The organism is Puribacter membranae (assembly GCF_055380425.1).
Window position 1 is genome coordinate 2,253,301 of sequence record NZ_AP040167.1, and the last position, 13,790, is coordinate 2,267,090.

Sequence of the window (13,790 nt, forward strand, 5' to 3'; positions counted from 1 at the left end):
TTTAATCCATGCTGCACGTGGTGCTGAAGCACGAGGAGAGCCAGCGTCAGAAGGGTTTGTTGTTTTCAAAGGTTCTAAAGCAACCTCGTCCGTGGTCAGTTCTATTAGCCCAAACATTGTTTCATTAAGGCGAAAATTGATGGGTGAAGGAGTATTACTTGATCGAAGTGAGTTTTTAGAATTTGCTGACGATTGTGTTTTTAGTAGCCCTTCCACTGCAGCCGCAGTAGTTATGGGGCGAAATGCTAATGGGCTGATTGAGTGGAAAAATCAATTAGGTAAAACGCTTAAGGACTATGAAGTAGAGTAAATTAACCTGTTTCTGTATATAGCTTAAAAACAAAGGCTCTAAATTGAGAGCCTTTGTTTTTAATGAGCTTAATGCCACGTCGCAATAAAATAAAACCATCCGATAGCAATAATCAACCACAAAATAAATAAAATGGTTTTCACGATGCTACGCTTTTTCGGCGTAGCGTCGTTGTTTGGATTCGGTACATTGGGTGGCGTGGTGTTCATGGTGTCTCCTGTTGTTGGTTTTCTACGATTTTAGAACGGCATTCCGCCGCCGCCTTTGCCGCCCATCATGTTTTTCAGGCCGCGCATGCCGCCCATCATTTTCATCATTTTGCCCATGCCGCCGCCGTGGAATTTTTTCATCACGTCGCGCATTTGTTCGTATTGTTTGAGGACTTTGTTGACTTCTTGCACCGGCAGACCGGCACCTTGAGCGATGCGGCGTTTGCGGCTGGCTTTGATGAGGTCGGGCTTGGCGCGTTCCATCGGGGTCATGCTGTTGATGATGCCTTCGGTGCGGCGCAGTTGTTTTTCGGCGGCATCGGTGTCGATGTTGCCTTTGCCTTGGGTTAACTGTGCGGGCAGTTTGTCGATGAGCGAGGATACGCCGCCCATGCTGCGCATTTGGCCGAGTTGTTCTTTGAAATCGTTAAGATCAAAGGCTTTGCCGGATTTGATTTTCTTGGCGAATTTTTCCGCCTTTTCCATATCAACGTTTTTGTGCGCTTCTTCGACCAGTGAGACGATGTCGCCCATGCCGAGGATGCGTTGCGCCATGCGGTCGGGGTGGAAGGGTTCGAGGCCGTGGAGTTTTTCGGACACGCCGACGAATTTGATGGGCTTGCCGGTGACGTGACGCACGGAGAGCGCCGCGCCGCCGCGCGAGTCGCCGTCGAGTTTGGTCAGTACGACGCCGGTGAGCGGCAGGGCGTCGTTGAAGGCTTTGGCGGTGTTGACCGCATCTTGACCGGCCATCGCGTCGATCACGAATAGGGTTTCAATCGGTTTGAGCTGCGTGTGCAGCGCGGAGATTTCGTTCATCATGGCTTCGTCAATACCGAGGCGACCTGCGGTATCGACGAGCAGGACGTCGATGAAGTGCTTTTTGGCGTAGTCAACGGCGGCAAATGCGATGTCGACCGGTTTTTGATCCGGTGATGAGGGGAAAAACTCGGCGCCGGCTTGTGCGGTGACGTTTTGCAGCTGTAAAATTGCTGCCGGACGGTAGACGTCACAGGATACGGTGAGGACTTTTTTCTTCTGCGCAACGAGGTATTTGGCCAGTTTGCCGACGGTGGTGGTTTTGCCCGCACCTTGCAGGCCGGCCATGAGTACGACCGCTGGTGGCTGAATGGCGAGGTTGAGTTCAACGGCTTTGGCGTTGTATTCGCCGCCAATCAGCGCGACCATTTCGTTATGCACGATGCCGACGAGGGCTTGACCGGGGGTCAGGCTGCTGATGACTTCTTCGCCGAGTGCTTTTTCTTTGATTTTAGCGATGAATTCGCGCACGACGGGTAGGGCGACGTCGGCCTCGAGCAGCGCCATGCGCACTTCGCGTAGCATTTCGGCGGTGTTTTCTTCGGTCAGACGCGCTTGGCCGCGCATGGTTTTGAGAATTTGACTAAAACGTGAGCTGAGGTTGTCGAGCATGATGTTCTACCTGTATGGGTTGCGGGCTGAGAATGCGCGCTCAATGCGGCGCGCGTGGTGATTGTGCCAACATAAACTGTTACAATACAAAGTACCTATTTCTATATCGGCTCGCAGTGGCAGTTTTCAATGGCCTTGCGTGCGGGTATGTTCGCTGTCGGCGGTTGTTTGTCGGTCGGCAGAGCCCCTTGAGGATGCCATGAGTCTTTTGCACAACACTTTTTTCTCGAAACAGTCGCTATTGTACCCAATGTCGCTGCGTCAGTCTGCGTTTCTCGCGCGGGCGTGGATCAGTGTCGTTGCGCTTGTGTTGTTATGTAGTACTCCGCTCAGTGCGTTGGCACAAACCGTGCATGGGCAGGGTATGTTGTTTGATATTCATTTGGTCGCTGCCACTTTGACGACGGGGGTGTTTCTCGTGGCGTTGTTGCTGGCGGTGGTGGTTTATGTGCAAGCCAAGCATTTGCACAGCGCGTCGGATTTGATTCATGAGGAAAAGGACAGTTGGATGAGGCGGCTGCCGCCGATGTTGGCTATGGAGCGACTGCTGGTGCGCGTGTTGGTATTGGGTTTTGTATTGCTCAGCGGATTGATTTTGACCGGTATGTTTTTTGGCGAGTCGGTGTGGGGCGCACCATTGAAGTGGAATCACAAGACACTGTTCACGCTGCTGGCGTGGGTGGTGATCGCGGTGCTGCTGCTCGGGCGTAAAGCGTGGGGTTGGCGTGGGTTGATGCTGGTGCGCTCGACAATAATTGGCTTTGTCCTCTTGTTTTTGGCGTATGCGGGCACACATTTTGTTATGGATGTAGTGTTGCATCGCACTTATTGAGATAACCATATGAAACTTATCATTACGCTGCTCGTTTTGAGCTTAATTGCCTTCGCCTTGTATCAAAAATGGCGCAGCATCTCGCCGCAGACCAAACAAATGTGGGCGATGCTGTTCGGCGCGGCTAAAGTTATGAAGCAAGCCAAAAAACAAATGAACGAGCAGGCAAAAGCTGGCGCTACGCAAGCGCAGCGCGCTGGGGGCAATAGTGGTAACGGCGCAACACCGTTCGAGTTCCCCTATGCGCGCAACACCTCGACGGCCTCATCGGGTGCGGTGTATGCTATGCGCGCTTGCGAGAAATGCGGTTTGCATGTCCCTGAAAACGAGGGGGTCGTGGTCAGCGGTCAATTCTACTGTTGTAAAGAACACGCACAATGAGCGTGCGCAGCGAACTCATCATTGACTCAAACGGCTGGTGCGCACAAGCAAAACCGCAGCCGTCGCCAAATTACGACGTCCGCCCAGAAGGTGCCGATGTTACCTTAATCGTCGTGCACAATATCAGCCTGCCGCCCAATGAATTTGGTGGCGAATGGATCACCGATCTGTTTCTCAATCGGCTCAACCCCGAGGCGCATCCCTATTTCGCGACGATACACACCTTTGAAGTATCTGCGCATTTCCTGATTCGCCGTGACGGGCAACTCATACAATACGTCTCCACGCAAGATCGCGCATGGCACGCCGGTGCATCCAATTGGCGTGGGCAAACGCGCTGCAATGATTTTTCTGTGGGCATAGAGTTGGAAGGTTGTGACAGTAAACCCTATACGGCAGCGCAATACGAACAATTAGCGGCGTTGACTCAAGCTTTGCGAGAGCGCTATCCGCGTATCAACAGTGTTGCAGGTCACCACGAAATCGCTCCCGCGCGCAAAACCGACCCCGGGGCGTGCTTTGAATGGGCGCGTTTCGAGTATCAAGCCAAGATCCCCGCTGAGGCGCGGAAAAGTGCTTCGTAAAAACAACACACTTTGTACGCGTGTTTATCTCGTTGATTACAAACAGGAAACCAAAGTTTATGGCTGCGAGTGAAAAATAAAGCAGAAAACACTGTTGACAAAGCGATTCGAAACCATCATAATTTCACTTCTTCGCCGGATGGGTTTGGCGGGGGAGGTTGGGAAGGGTTGGTTGAGTCAAGATTTGTTTTTAAAAAATATTAAAAATAAATTAAAAAAGACTTGACGGAATAGAAAAACTTCTTCATAATCTCGCTTCTCTGATGTTGCGACGGACGAGAAAAAACGAAGCGGCGCCAAGGTGCTGCTGGATAAAAAAGATCTTTAACAAATAACAGCCGATAAGTGTGGGCATATGTAGCGAGTCTGATTGAAGAATTGGACTTAAAAAACAAATGCTCATACTTGACGAAACAAAGCGAATTTAGAAATAAATTCAAATGTCAGTCAATACTTGAGTGCTACTGTAAAAGGTAGCGAATGCGAAAGCAATGAATTAAACTGAAGAGTTTGATCATGGCTCAGATTGAACGCTGGCGGCATGCTTTACACATGCAAGTCGAACGGCAGCGAGAGAGAAGCTTGCTTCTCTTGTCGGCGAGTGGCGAACGGGTGAGTAATACATCGGAACGTACCCTGTAGTGGGGGATAACTACTCGAAAGAGTGGCTAATACCGCATACAACCTGAGGGTAAAAGTGGGGGACCGCAAGGCCTCACGCTATAGGAGCGGCCGATGGAAGATTAGCTAGTTGGTAGGGTAAAGGCCTACCAAGGCGACGATCTTTAGCGGGTCTGAGAGGACGATCCGCCACACTGGGACTGAGACACGGCCCAGACTCCTACGGGAGGCAGCAGTGGGGAATTTTGGACAATGGGCGAAAGCCTGATCCAGCAATGCCGCGTGAGTGAAGAAGGCCTTCGGGTTGTAAAGCTCTTTTGTTTGGGAAGAAATCCTAAAGGCTAATATCCTTTGGGGATGACGGTACCAAAAGAATAAGCACCGGCTAACTACGTGCCAGCAGCCGCGGTAATACGTAGGGTGCAAGCGTTAATCGGAATTACTGGGCGTAAAGCGTGCGCAGGCGGTTTTGTAAGACAGGTGTGAAATCCCCGAGCTCAACTTGGGAACTGCACTTGTGACTGCAAGACTAGAGTGTGTCAGAGGGAGGTAGAATTCCACGTGTAGCAGTGAAATGCGTAGAGATGTGGAGGAATACCGGTGGCGAAGGCGGCCTCCTGGGATAACACTGACGCTCATGTACGAAAGCGTGGGGAGCAAACAGGATTAGATACCCTGGTAGTCCACGCCCTAAACGATGTCAACTGGTTGTTGGGTCTTCATTGACTTAGTAACGAAGCTAACGCGTGAAGTTGACCGCCTGGGGAGTACGGTCGCAAGATTAAAACTCAAATGAATTGACGGGGACCCGCACAAGCGGTGGATGATGTGGATTAATTCGATGCAACGCGAAAAACCTTACCTACCCTTGACATGTAGCGAACTTTCCAGAGATGGATTGGTGCCTTCGGGAACGCTAACACAGGTGCTGCATGGCTGTCGTCAGCTCGTGTCGTGAGATGTTGGGTTAAGTCCCGCAACGAGCGCAACCCTTGTCATTAGTTGCCATCATTAAGTTGGGCACTCTAATGAGACTGCCGGTGACAAACCGGAGGAAGGTGGGGATGACGTCAAGTCCTCATGGCCCTTATGGGTAGGGCTTCACACGTCATACAATGGTCGGTACAGAGGGTTGCCAAGCCGCGAGGTGGAGCCAATCCCAGAAAACCGATCGTAGTCCGGATTGCACTCTGCAACTCGAGTGCATGAAGTCGGAATCGCTAGTAATCGCGGATCAGAATGTCGCGGTGAATACGTTCCCGGGTCTTGTACACACCGCCCGTCAAACCATGGGAGTGGGTCTCACCAGAAGTAGTTAGCCTAACCGCAAGGAGGGCGATTACCACGGTGGGATTCATGACTGGGGTTAAGTCGTAACAAGGTAGCCGTATCGGAAGGTGCGGCTGGATCACCTCCTTTCTAGAGAACGTACTTATCTACGGATAACGTACCAACAATAGAAGCTGCATGTGCTCACGCTTATCGGAATGTTTACAGAAGTAACCCTCACGGGGGATTAGCTCAGCTGGGAGAGCACCTGCTTTGCAAGCAGGGGGTCGTCGGTTCGATCCCGTCATCCTCCACCACTGAATGCAAAAGGCGAATGCTTTGAGCAAAGAATGGGTCTTTAGCTCAGTTGGTTAGAGCACTGTGTTGATAACGCAGGGGTCGATGGTTCGAGTCCATCAAGACCCACCATCAAAGTGGGTCAAACTCAACAAGTGAGATATTAAAACTACACAATGAATTGTGTAATTTTAATCTTTTACGAAAGATTGCGTCAGCAATGACGTCGGCTGTTTCTTTAACAATTAGAAACCTGAGATTATTATTTATTAAAGAGCTTCAGCAATAAAGCAGACTTAATAAATGATATGAAGCAAATTTAACAGTGAGAATTGTTATCGAGAGTTTATATAATGTGTCGATAGAATAATCACGGGTTAGATTGCATCAAAAAGTAGTTCTCAAGAAAAGTAACTTATCTTGAGTGCGGATTTCGGCGAAGCCAAAATCCAAACGAAAGAACAAGTAGTATTTAAGAATACGACTAAACTTGAAATTACGGCAAACAAACCGAGTACTGTTCTCATGTAAAAACAGTACTCACATTAGTAAATTGTCTTATAACCGGAGTCAATAGTGTTATAAGGTCAAGTGACTAAGTGCATGTGGTGGATGCCTTGGCGATTACAGGCGATGAAAGACGTGAAAGCCTGCGAAAAGCTGCGGGGAGGTGGCAAATGACCTTTGATCCGCAGATATCTGAATGGGGAAACCCGGCCCGCAAGGGTCACTGCTGACTGAATACATAGGTCAGTGGAGCGAACCTGGAGAACTGAAACATCTAAGTACCCAGAGGAAAAGAAATCAACCGAGATTCCCAAAGTAGTGGCGAGCGAAATGGGAACAGCCGTGATGTGATAATAATTGCGTTAGTAGAATGGAATGGAAAGTCCAGCTATAGAGGGTGATAGCCCCGTATACGAAAACCCAATTATGGTACTAAGCATCAGACAAGTAGGGCGGGACACGTGAAATCCTGTCTGAAGATGGGGGGACCATCCTCCAAGGCTAAATACTCGTAATCGACCGATAGTGAACCAGTACCGTGAGGGAAAGGCGAAAAGAACCCCGGGAGGGGAGTGAAATAGATCCTGAAACCGCATGCATACAAACAGTAGGAGCAGGCTTGTCCTGTGACTGCGTACCTTTTGTATAATGGGTCAGCGACTTACGTTGTGTTGCGAGCTTAACCGAATAGGGGAGGCGTAGCGAAAGCGAGTCTGATAAGGGCGATAGTAGCACGGCGTAGACCCGAAACCAAGTGATCTATCCATGGCCAGGATGAAGGTTGGGTAACACCAACTGGAGGTCCGAACCCACTAACGTTGAAAAGTTAGGGGATGAGCTGTGGATAGGGGTGAAAGGCTAAACAAACTTGGAGATAGCTGGTTCTCTCCGAAAACTATTTAGGTAGTGCCTCAAGTATTGCCTGCGGGGGTAGAGCACTGTTTTGGCTAGGGGGTCATCGCGACTTACCAAACCAAGGCAAACTCCGAATACCGCAGAGTATGAGCTTGGGAGACAGACATCGGGTGCTAACGTCCGGTGTCAAGAGGGAAACAACCCAGACCGCCAGCTAAGGTCCCCAATATAGACTAAGTGGGAAACGAAGTGGGAAGGCTAAGACAGTCAGGAGGTTGGCTTAGAAGCAGCCACCCTTTAAAGAAAGCGTAATAGCTCACTGATCGAGTCGTCCTGCGCGGAAGATGTAACGGGGCTAAGTCTATAACCGAAGCTGCGGATACGTGCTTGCACGTATGGTAGGAGAGCGTTCTGTAAGCCTGTGAAGGTGCGTTGTAAAGCGTGCTGGAGGTATCAGAAGTGCGAATGCTGACATGAGTAGCGATAAAGGGGGTGAAAAGCCCCCTCGCCGTAAGCCCAAGGTTTCCTACGCAACGTTCATCGGCGTAGGGTTAGTCGGCCCCTAAGGCGAGGCTGAGAAGCGTAGCTGATGGGAAACAGGTTAATATTCCTGTACCGTTGTTAAGTGCGATGTGGGGACGGATGGTTGCAGGTGATCCAGTTATTGGATTCTGGTTTCTGCGATGTAGGCGACTGTTAGGCAAATCCGGCAGTCACACACCGAGGTCGTGGATCGAGTGCTCTAGGGCGCGAAGTCACTGAATGTCATCCCAAGAAAAGCCACTAAGCTCCAGCTTAACAAGACCGTACCGCAAACCGACACAGGTGGGCGAGATGAGTATTCTAAGGCGCTTGAGAGAACTGCGGAGAAGGAACTCGGCAAATTGATACCGTAACTTCGGGAGAAGGTATGCCCTTGTAGCGTGAAGAGAACATCGGAGCGTGAAAGGGTCTCAGAGAATCGGTGGCTGCGACTGTTTAATAAAAACACAGCACTCTGCAAACACGAAAGTGGACGTATAGGGTGTGACGCCTGCCCGGTGCTGGAAGATTAAATGATGGGGTGCAAGCTCTTGATTGAAGTCCCAGTAAACGGCGGCCGTAACTATAACGGTCCTAAGGTAGCGAAATTCCTTGTCGGGTAAGTTCCGACCTGCACGAATGGCGTAACGATGGCCACACTGTCTCCTCCGCAGACTCAGCGAAGTTGAAATGTTTGTGATGATGCAATCTCCCCGCGGCTAGACGGAAAGACCCCATGAACCTTTACTGTAGCTTTGCATGGTATGTTGAATCGTTTTGTGTAGGATAGGTGGGAGACTTTGAAGCCGGTACGCCAGTATCGGTGGAGTCGTCCTTGAAATACCACCCTGAATTATTTGACGTTCTAACCACGGCCCATGAATCTGGGTCTGGGACAGTGCATGGTAGGCAGTTTGACTGGGGCGGTCTCCTCCCAAAGTGTAACGGAGGAGTTCGAAGGTACGCTTAACACGGTCGGACATCGTGTGTAAAGTGCAATGGCAAAAGCGTGCTTAACTGCGAGAGCGACAACTCGAGCAGGTGCGAAAGCAGGACATAGTGATCCGGTGGTTCTGAATGGAAGGGCCATCGCTCAACGGATAAAAGGTACTCTGGGGATAACAGGCTGATACCGCCCAAGAGTTCATATCGACGGCGGTGTTTGGCACCTCGATGTCGGCTCATCTCATCCTGGGGCTGTAGTCGGTCCCAAGGGTATGGCTGTTCGCCATTTAAAGAGGTACGCGAGCTGGGTTTAAAACGTCGTGAGACAGTTTGGTCCCTATCTGCCGTGGGCGCTGGAAATTTGACGGGGGCTGCTCCTAGTACGAGAGGACCGGAGTGGACGTACCGCTGGTGTACCTGTTGTTTCGCCAGAAGCATCGCAGGGTAGCTAAGTACGGAAGAGATAAACGCTGAAAGCATCTAAGCGTGAAACTTGCCTGAAGATTAGATTTCCCGGGAACTTGATTCCCTTGAAGGGTCGTTCGAGACCAGGACGTTGATAGGTTGGGTGTGGAAGCACAGCAATGTGTTAAGCTAACCAATACTAATTGCCCGTAAGGCTTGACCTTATAACTGTATTGATTCAGTTGGTCAATTAACTAATATGTTTGTTAGTGCAATCTAATATGATTTGCGACGCTGACGAGTGTAAAGCTCTTCAGCCTCAGGTTTCTAATTCTGTTTGTTGGCTTTGCCGGCAAACGTACAAGCTTTGCTTGATGACCATAGCAAGTTGGTCCCACTCCTTCCCATCCCGAACAGGACAGTGAAACGACTTAGCGCCGATGATAGTGCAGATTACCTGTGTGAAAGTAGGACATCATCAAGCTTTAATACCAAAACCCCGTCTCCATGAGACGGGGTTTTTTATTATGGGTTTGGCGTTGTCTTGTCCGGTATCGGACTCATTGTTTGATGCGCCAAAGTGTTGCTTGGGTGAAACGCTCAAGACAGGCTGATATGCAAGTTGCTTTGAGTGCGCTTTGATTCGGGTTATACTCGCGAGCACCATGGGCAATGGTGCTGTGGTGTATATCAACCGATTCGATTAAAGGATGTGAGAGATGCGACGTTTGGGTTATGGTTTGGTGGTGTTGGGTTTGTTCGCTGCGCAAGGTGCTTGGGCCAAGGGCACGGATTTGAATGGTGACGGGGTGTTCAGCAAGGATGAGCTGTTGCAGGCGCGCCAGAAGCAATTGGATAAGAAGTTCACGAAAACCGATGCGAATCAGGATGGCCAGATCAGTATGGATGAGCTGCAGGGTAAGCGCGGTGGTATTGCGAAGAAGGCAGACGCGAATAAGGATGGGGTGATCACGCAGGCGGAAGCTCGCGCGCACATGAATCAGAGCTTGGACAAGTATATGCAGAAGAAGGATGTCAATGCCGATGGGGTGCTCGATCAGAATGAGCGTAAACGTAAGCCGAAATCAGCAACACAATCAAACAGTAAGTCCCAAAAGAAGCTCAATAGCACCAACACCAATTGAGCGAGCACGATCAATAAGTACCACCCCTTCTACTTAAACCACGCCCACACAGCGTGGTTTTTTTGTGAACAGGGTGGGAAATGGACCAAAATTTTACACTTCTTCTTGATTTTTCTATAAAATACTATGAACAAATGTTCTTTTATTTATAACGAATGTTCAGGTTTTTGAGTAATGATAGGCTAGATGGAACGGAGTTGCACTGCTTGGTAAAGGTGATTGCGTTGAAGTGTGCTAAATTGACTTAAATTGTGTTTTGTGACGGTTTGACTGAATAATGAATTTAAGGAGTTAGAGAATGAATAGCAATGAGCAATTTGTTTTGGCCTTGGATCAAGGCACTACCAGCAGCCGTGCGATTGTGTTTGACCATTCGGGCAATATCCGTGCGGTCGCGCAAAAGGAATTTACCCAAATTTTTCCGAATTCGGGTTGGGTGGAACACGATGCGAATGAAATTTGGAGTACGCAAAGCGGTGTGATGTTGGAGGCGCTGAGCATTGCGGATATCCGCGCGAGCGATATCGCGGCGATTGGCATCACGAATCAGCGCGAAACGGTGGTGGTGTGGGATCGTAAAACCGGCCAACCGATTCACAATGCGATTGTGTGGCAGGATCGTCGTACGGCGCCGCTGTGCGATCAACTGCGTGAGCAGGGCTTGGCCGACACATTCCAGCAGAAAACCGGTTTGGTGTTGGATGCGTACTTCAGCGGTACCAAAGTGAAATGGATTTTGGACCATATTGTAGGTGCGCGCCAGCGTGCAGAAGCGGGTGAATTGGCCTTCGGCACGATTGATTCGTGGCTGGTGTATAAATTATCCGGCGGCGCGTTGCACATCACCGACGTGAGTAATGCGAGCCGCACGCTGCTGTTCAATATTCATACGGGGCAATGGGACGATGAGCTGCTGGGCATTTTGGATGTGCCGCGCAGTATGCTGCCCGAAGTGCGCGCCAGCAGCGAGGTGTATGGCGAAACGATGGAGGGTTTGCTCGGTAGCCGCGTGAAAATCGCGGGCATTGCCGGTGATCAGCAGGCTGCAACGTTTGGTCAGGCGTGTCATCAACGTGGCATGGCGAAAAATACGTATGGCACGGGCTGCTTCATGTTGCTCAATACGGGCACGGAGGCCGTTCCAAGCAATAATAAATTGCTGACCACAGTGGCGTGGAAAGTGGGCGATCGTATGGAATACGCGCTCGAAGGCAGTGTGTTCATCGGTGGTGCGGTGGTGCAATGGCTGCGTGATGGCTTGGGCATCATCCGCCATAGCGCGGAGGTCGAAACCTTGGCGGCAACGGTGAAAAGCAGCGAAGGCGTATTCCTCGTGCCGGCGTTTGTCGGTCTGGGCGCGCCGTATTGGGACAGCTACGCACGCGGCACGATGGTCGGCATCACACGCGGCACGACTGCGGCGCACATTGCGCGCGCGGCCATGGACAGCATTGCGTTCCAAAGCGCGCAGTTGCTCGAATGTATGCAGCAGGATTCGCACACGCCGTTGCATGAGCTGCGTGTGGACGGCGGAGCGAGTAATAACAATGCGATGATGCAATTCCAAGCGGATATCCTCGGTGTGCCGGTCGTTCGTCCGCGCGTGACTGAAACCACGGCTCTGGGCGCGGCGTATTTGGCCGGATTGGCCGTGGGTTTTTGGCAAGATCAGGCGGAAATCGCCAGCCAGTGGCAAGTGGATCGCCGCTTCGAGCCGAGCATGAGTGCGGACGAGCGGCAGGCGTTGATGGCGACGTGGAAACGTGCCGTGCAGCGCAGTATGGATTGGGAACAGCCGTTATAAGGGCAATGCCGCCGTAGCGAATACTGCGGCGGTGGAAATTTTGTTAATCAATAAAAAAGGAAAGCAATATGAAACGCGCACAAATCATTCAATCGATTAGAGAAACCCCGTCATGGGACATGATTGTGATTGGCGGTGGCGCATCGGGATTGGGCACTGCGTTGGAGGCCGCCAGCCGTGGTTACCGCACCTTGCTGGTTGAAGCGCACGATTACGCCAAAGGCACCAGCAGCCGCAGTACCAAACTGGTGCACGGCGGCGTGCGCTATTTGGCACAGGGCAATGTCCACTTGGTGCGCGAAGCGTTGCACGAGCGCGGTCTATTGAAAAAAAATGCGCCGCATTTGGTGCATGATATGGGTTTTGTGATTGCGGCATACCAATGGTGGGCGGCGCCGTTCTACGGCATCGGCTTGAAAATGTACGACATGCTGGCGGGTAAATTAAACTTGAAATCCAGCCGCTACGTGAGCAAAGACGAGGCCTTGCGCCATGCGCCGACCTTGAAGCAAGAAGGCTTGAAAGGCGGTATTTTGTACTACGACGGACAGTTTGATGACAGCCGATTGGCGATCACCTTGCTGCGCACCTTTGAGCAACACGGCGGCGTAGCCGTGAACTATGCACCGGTAGTTGGCTTGCTCAAAGACGGCGCTAAAATCGCCGGTGTCACGTTGCGCGATAGCGAAACCGGCGAAACCATCGAGGCGCGCGCCTCTGTCGTGGTCAATGCGACCGGCGTGTTTGTCGATGACATTCGCCGTATGGAAAATCCGCAGGCCAAAGCCATGCTCTCGCCGAGCCAAGGCGTCCACGTCATTGTCGATAAAAAATTCCTGCCGGGTGATGCTGCGATCATGATTCCGAAAACCGAAGACGGTCGTGTGCTGTTCGCCGTGCCGTGGCATGAACATGTGGTGATCGGCACGACCGACACCGCAGTGCCGAACGTTGATCTGGAGCCGCGCGCCTTGGGAGAAGAGATTGACTTCATTCTGCGCACCGCTGCGCAATACCTCAATCCGGCGCCGAAACGCCAAGATGTACAAAGCATTTTTGCCGGATTGCGTCCGCTCGTGAAAGCGGCCGAAGGTGGTGAAACCAAAGCCCTGTCACGCGATCACGTCATTCGCATCAGCGAAGGCGGCTTGATCACCCTGACCGGCGGCAAATGGACGACCTACCGCCGCATGGGTGCGGACACCGTGAATCAGGCCGAAGGTCTGGTTAAATGGTCGGGTAAACCGAGCATTACCGAAGGCTTGAAACTGCACGGCTGGACTATGGATAATTTAGAAGAACACTGGAAAGTCTATGGCACGGATGCGCCGCTGATTCAAAAGCTCGATGGCGCGACGCAGATTCTCAATCCAGAATTGCCGTACACCGAGGCTGAAGTTCGCTGGGCGGTGCGCATGGAACAAGCGCGCACGGTCGAAGACGTATTGGCGCGCCGCCTGCGTGCGCTGCTGCTCAATGCCCGCGCCAGTGCGCACATGGCGCCGCGTGTGGCCGCCATCATTGCTGAAGAACTGGGCTACGATGAGTCATGGCAACAGGCGCAGGTGCGTGAATACAGCGAATTGGTTAGCGGCTATATCTTGCAATGATTATTTTGGCCATAAAAAAAGCCCTTGTATTGCCAAGGGCTTTTTGCTTTTGATCTGATCATT

At 51.3% G+C, this 13,790-nt stretch carries 9 protein-coding genes, 2 tRNA genes and 3 rRNA genes; 12 read left to right on the forward strand and 2 right to left on the reverse strand.

What is annotated here, in order from left to right:
• The first annotated feature begins 139 nt into the window (after positions 1–139).
• Positions 140–310, forward strand: coding sequence for a DUF4357 domain-containing protein (locus ACZ41M_RS10890; protein ID WP_464731146.1), 171 nt, complete (start codon positions 140–142; stop codon positions 308–310).
• 68 nt (positions 311–378) lie between these two features.
• Here ACZ41M_RS10890 and ACZ41M_RS10895 read toward each other — a convergent pair whose 3' ends face one another.
• Together ACZ41M_RS10895 and ffh are read right to left on the reverse strand one after the other, a co-directional pair.
• Positions 379–519: a hypothetical protein gene (locus tag ACZ41M_RS10895; RefSeq protein ID WP_464731145.1), complete on the reverse strand. Its 141-nt coding sequence runs from the start codon at positions 517–519 to the stop codon at positions 379–381.
• A gap of 30 nt (positions 520–549) precedes the next feature.
• A complete protein-coding gene (gene ffh, locus ACZ41M_RS10900; protein WP_464731144.1) occupies positions 550–1,950 on the reverse strand; it encodes a signal recognition particle protein in 1,401 nt (466 codons plus the stop codon).
• A 199-nt stretch (positions 1,951–2,149) separates the two neighbouring features.
• Between ffh and ACZ41M_RS10905 the strand changes: the two genes are divergently transcribed.
• The 11 genes from ACZ41M_RS10905 (at position 2,150) to ACZ41M_RS10955 (ending at position 13,727) form a co-directional block, all read left to right on the forward strand.
• Entirely contained in the window at positions 2,150–2,782 is a 633-nt protein-coding gene (locus ACZ41M_RS10905; RefSeq protein ID WP_464731143.1) for a cytochrome C assembly family protein, read from the forward strand.
• Between the two features lie 9 nt (positions 2,783–2,791).
• A complete protein-coding gene (locus ACZ41M_RS10910) occupies positions 2,792–3,163 on the forward strand; it encodes a hypothetical protein (protein ID WP_464731142.1) in 372 nt (123 codons plus the stop codon).
• A complete protein-coding gene (gene ampD, locus ACZ41M_RS10915) occupies positions 3,160–3,747 on the forward strand; it encodes a 1,6-anhydro-N-acetylmuramyl-L-alanine amidase AmpD (RefSeq protein WP_464731141.1) in 588 nt (195 codons plus the stop codon). Before ACZ41M_RS10910 ends, ampD begins: the two co-directional genes overlap by 4 nt.
• Before the next feature lie 498 nt (positions 3,748–4,245).
• Positions 4,246–5,787, forward strand: a 16S ribosomal RNA gene (locus ACZ41M_RS10920).
• Between the two features lie 91 nt (positions 5,788–5,878).
• Positions 5,879–5,954: transfer RNA gene (locus ACZ41M_RS10925), tRNA-Ala, on the forward strand.
• 35 nt (positions 5,955–5,989) lie between these two features.
• Positions 5,990–6,066 (forward strand) — tRNA-Ile (locus ACZ41M_RS10930).
• A gap of 453 nt (positions 6,067–6,519) precedes the next feature.
• Positions 6,520–9,392, forward strand: a 23S ribosomal RNA gene (locus ACZ41M_RS10935).
• Positions 9,393–9,538: 146 nt separating this feature from the next.
• Positions 9,539–9,652, forward strand: a 5S ribosomal RNA gene (gene rrf, locus ACZ41M_RS10940).
• The 16S, 23S and 5S rRNA genes sit together here with 2 tRNA genes alongside, the layout of an rRNA operon.
• 235 nt (positions 9,653–9,887) lie before the next feature.
• Complete coding sequence (locus tag ACZ41M_RS10945; protein WP_464731140.1) at positions 9,888–10,313, forward strand: EF-hand domain-containing protein; 426 nt, start codon at positions 9,888–9,890, stop codon at positions 10,311–10,313.
• A gap of 298 nt (positions 10,314–10,611) precedes the next feature.
• Positions 10,612–12,117, forward strand: coding sequence for a glycerol kinase GlpK (gene glpK, locus ACZ41M_RS10950; protein ID WP_464731139.1), 1,506 nt, complete (start codon positions 10,612–10,614; stop codon positions 12,115–12,117).
• A 68-nt stretch (positions 12,118–12,185) separates the two neighbouring features.
• Positions 12,186–13,727, forward strand: coding sequence for a glycerol-3-phosphate dehydrogenase/oxidase (locus ACZ41M_RS10955; RefSeq protein ID WP_464731138.1), 1,542 nt, complete (start codon positions 12,186–12,188; stop codon positions 13,725–13,727).
• Positions 13,728–13,790: the final 63 nt, after the last annotated feature.

Excerpts from the sequence above, each read along its gene's own strand:
- ACZ41M_RS10890 (WP_464731146.1), top strand. The coding sequence starts at position 140 with ATGGGTGAAGGAGTATTACTTGATCGAAGTGAGTTTTTAGAATTTGCT.
- ACZ41M_RS10955 (WP_464731138.1), top strand. The coding sequence starts at position 12,186 with ATGAAACGCGCACAAATCATTCAATCGATTAGAGAAACCCCGTCATGG.
- ACZ41M_RS10910 (WP_464731142.1), top strand. The coding sequence starts at position 2,792 with ATGAAACTTATCATTACGCTGCTCGTTTTGAGCTTAATTGCCTTCGCC.
- ampD (WP_464731141.1), top strand. The coding sequence starts at position 3,160 with ATGAGCGTGCGCAGCGAACTCATCATTGACTCAAACGGCTGGTGCGCA.
- ffh (WP_464731144.1), bottom strand. The coding sequence starts at position 1,950 with ATGCTCGACAACCTCAGCTCACGTTTTAGTCAAATTCTCAAAACCATG.
- glpK (WP_464731139.1), top strand. The coding sequence starts at position 10,612 with ATGAATAGCAATGAGCAATTTGTTTTGGCCTTGGATCAAGGCACTACC.
- ACZ41M_RS10895 (WP_464731145.1), bottom strand. The coding sequence starts at position 519 with ATGAACACCACGCCACCCAATGTACCGAATCCAAACAACGACGCTACG.
- ACZ41M_RS10945 (WP_464731140.1), top strand. The coding sequence starts at position 9,888 with ATGCGACGTTTGGGTTATGGTTTGGTGGTGTTGGGTTTGTTCGCTGCG.
- ACZ41M_RS10905 (WP_464731143.1), top strand. The coding sequence starts at position 2,150 with ATGAGTCTTTTGCACAACACTTTTTTCTCGAAACAGTCGCTATTGTAC.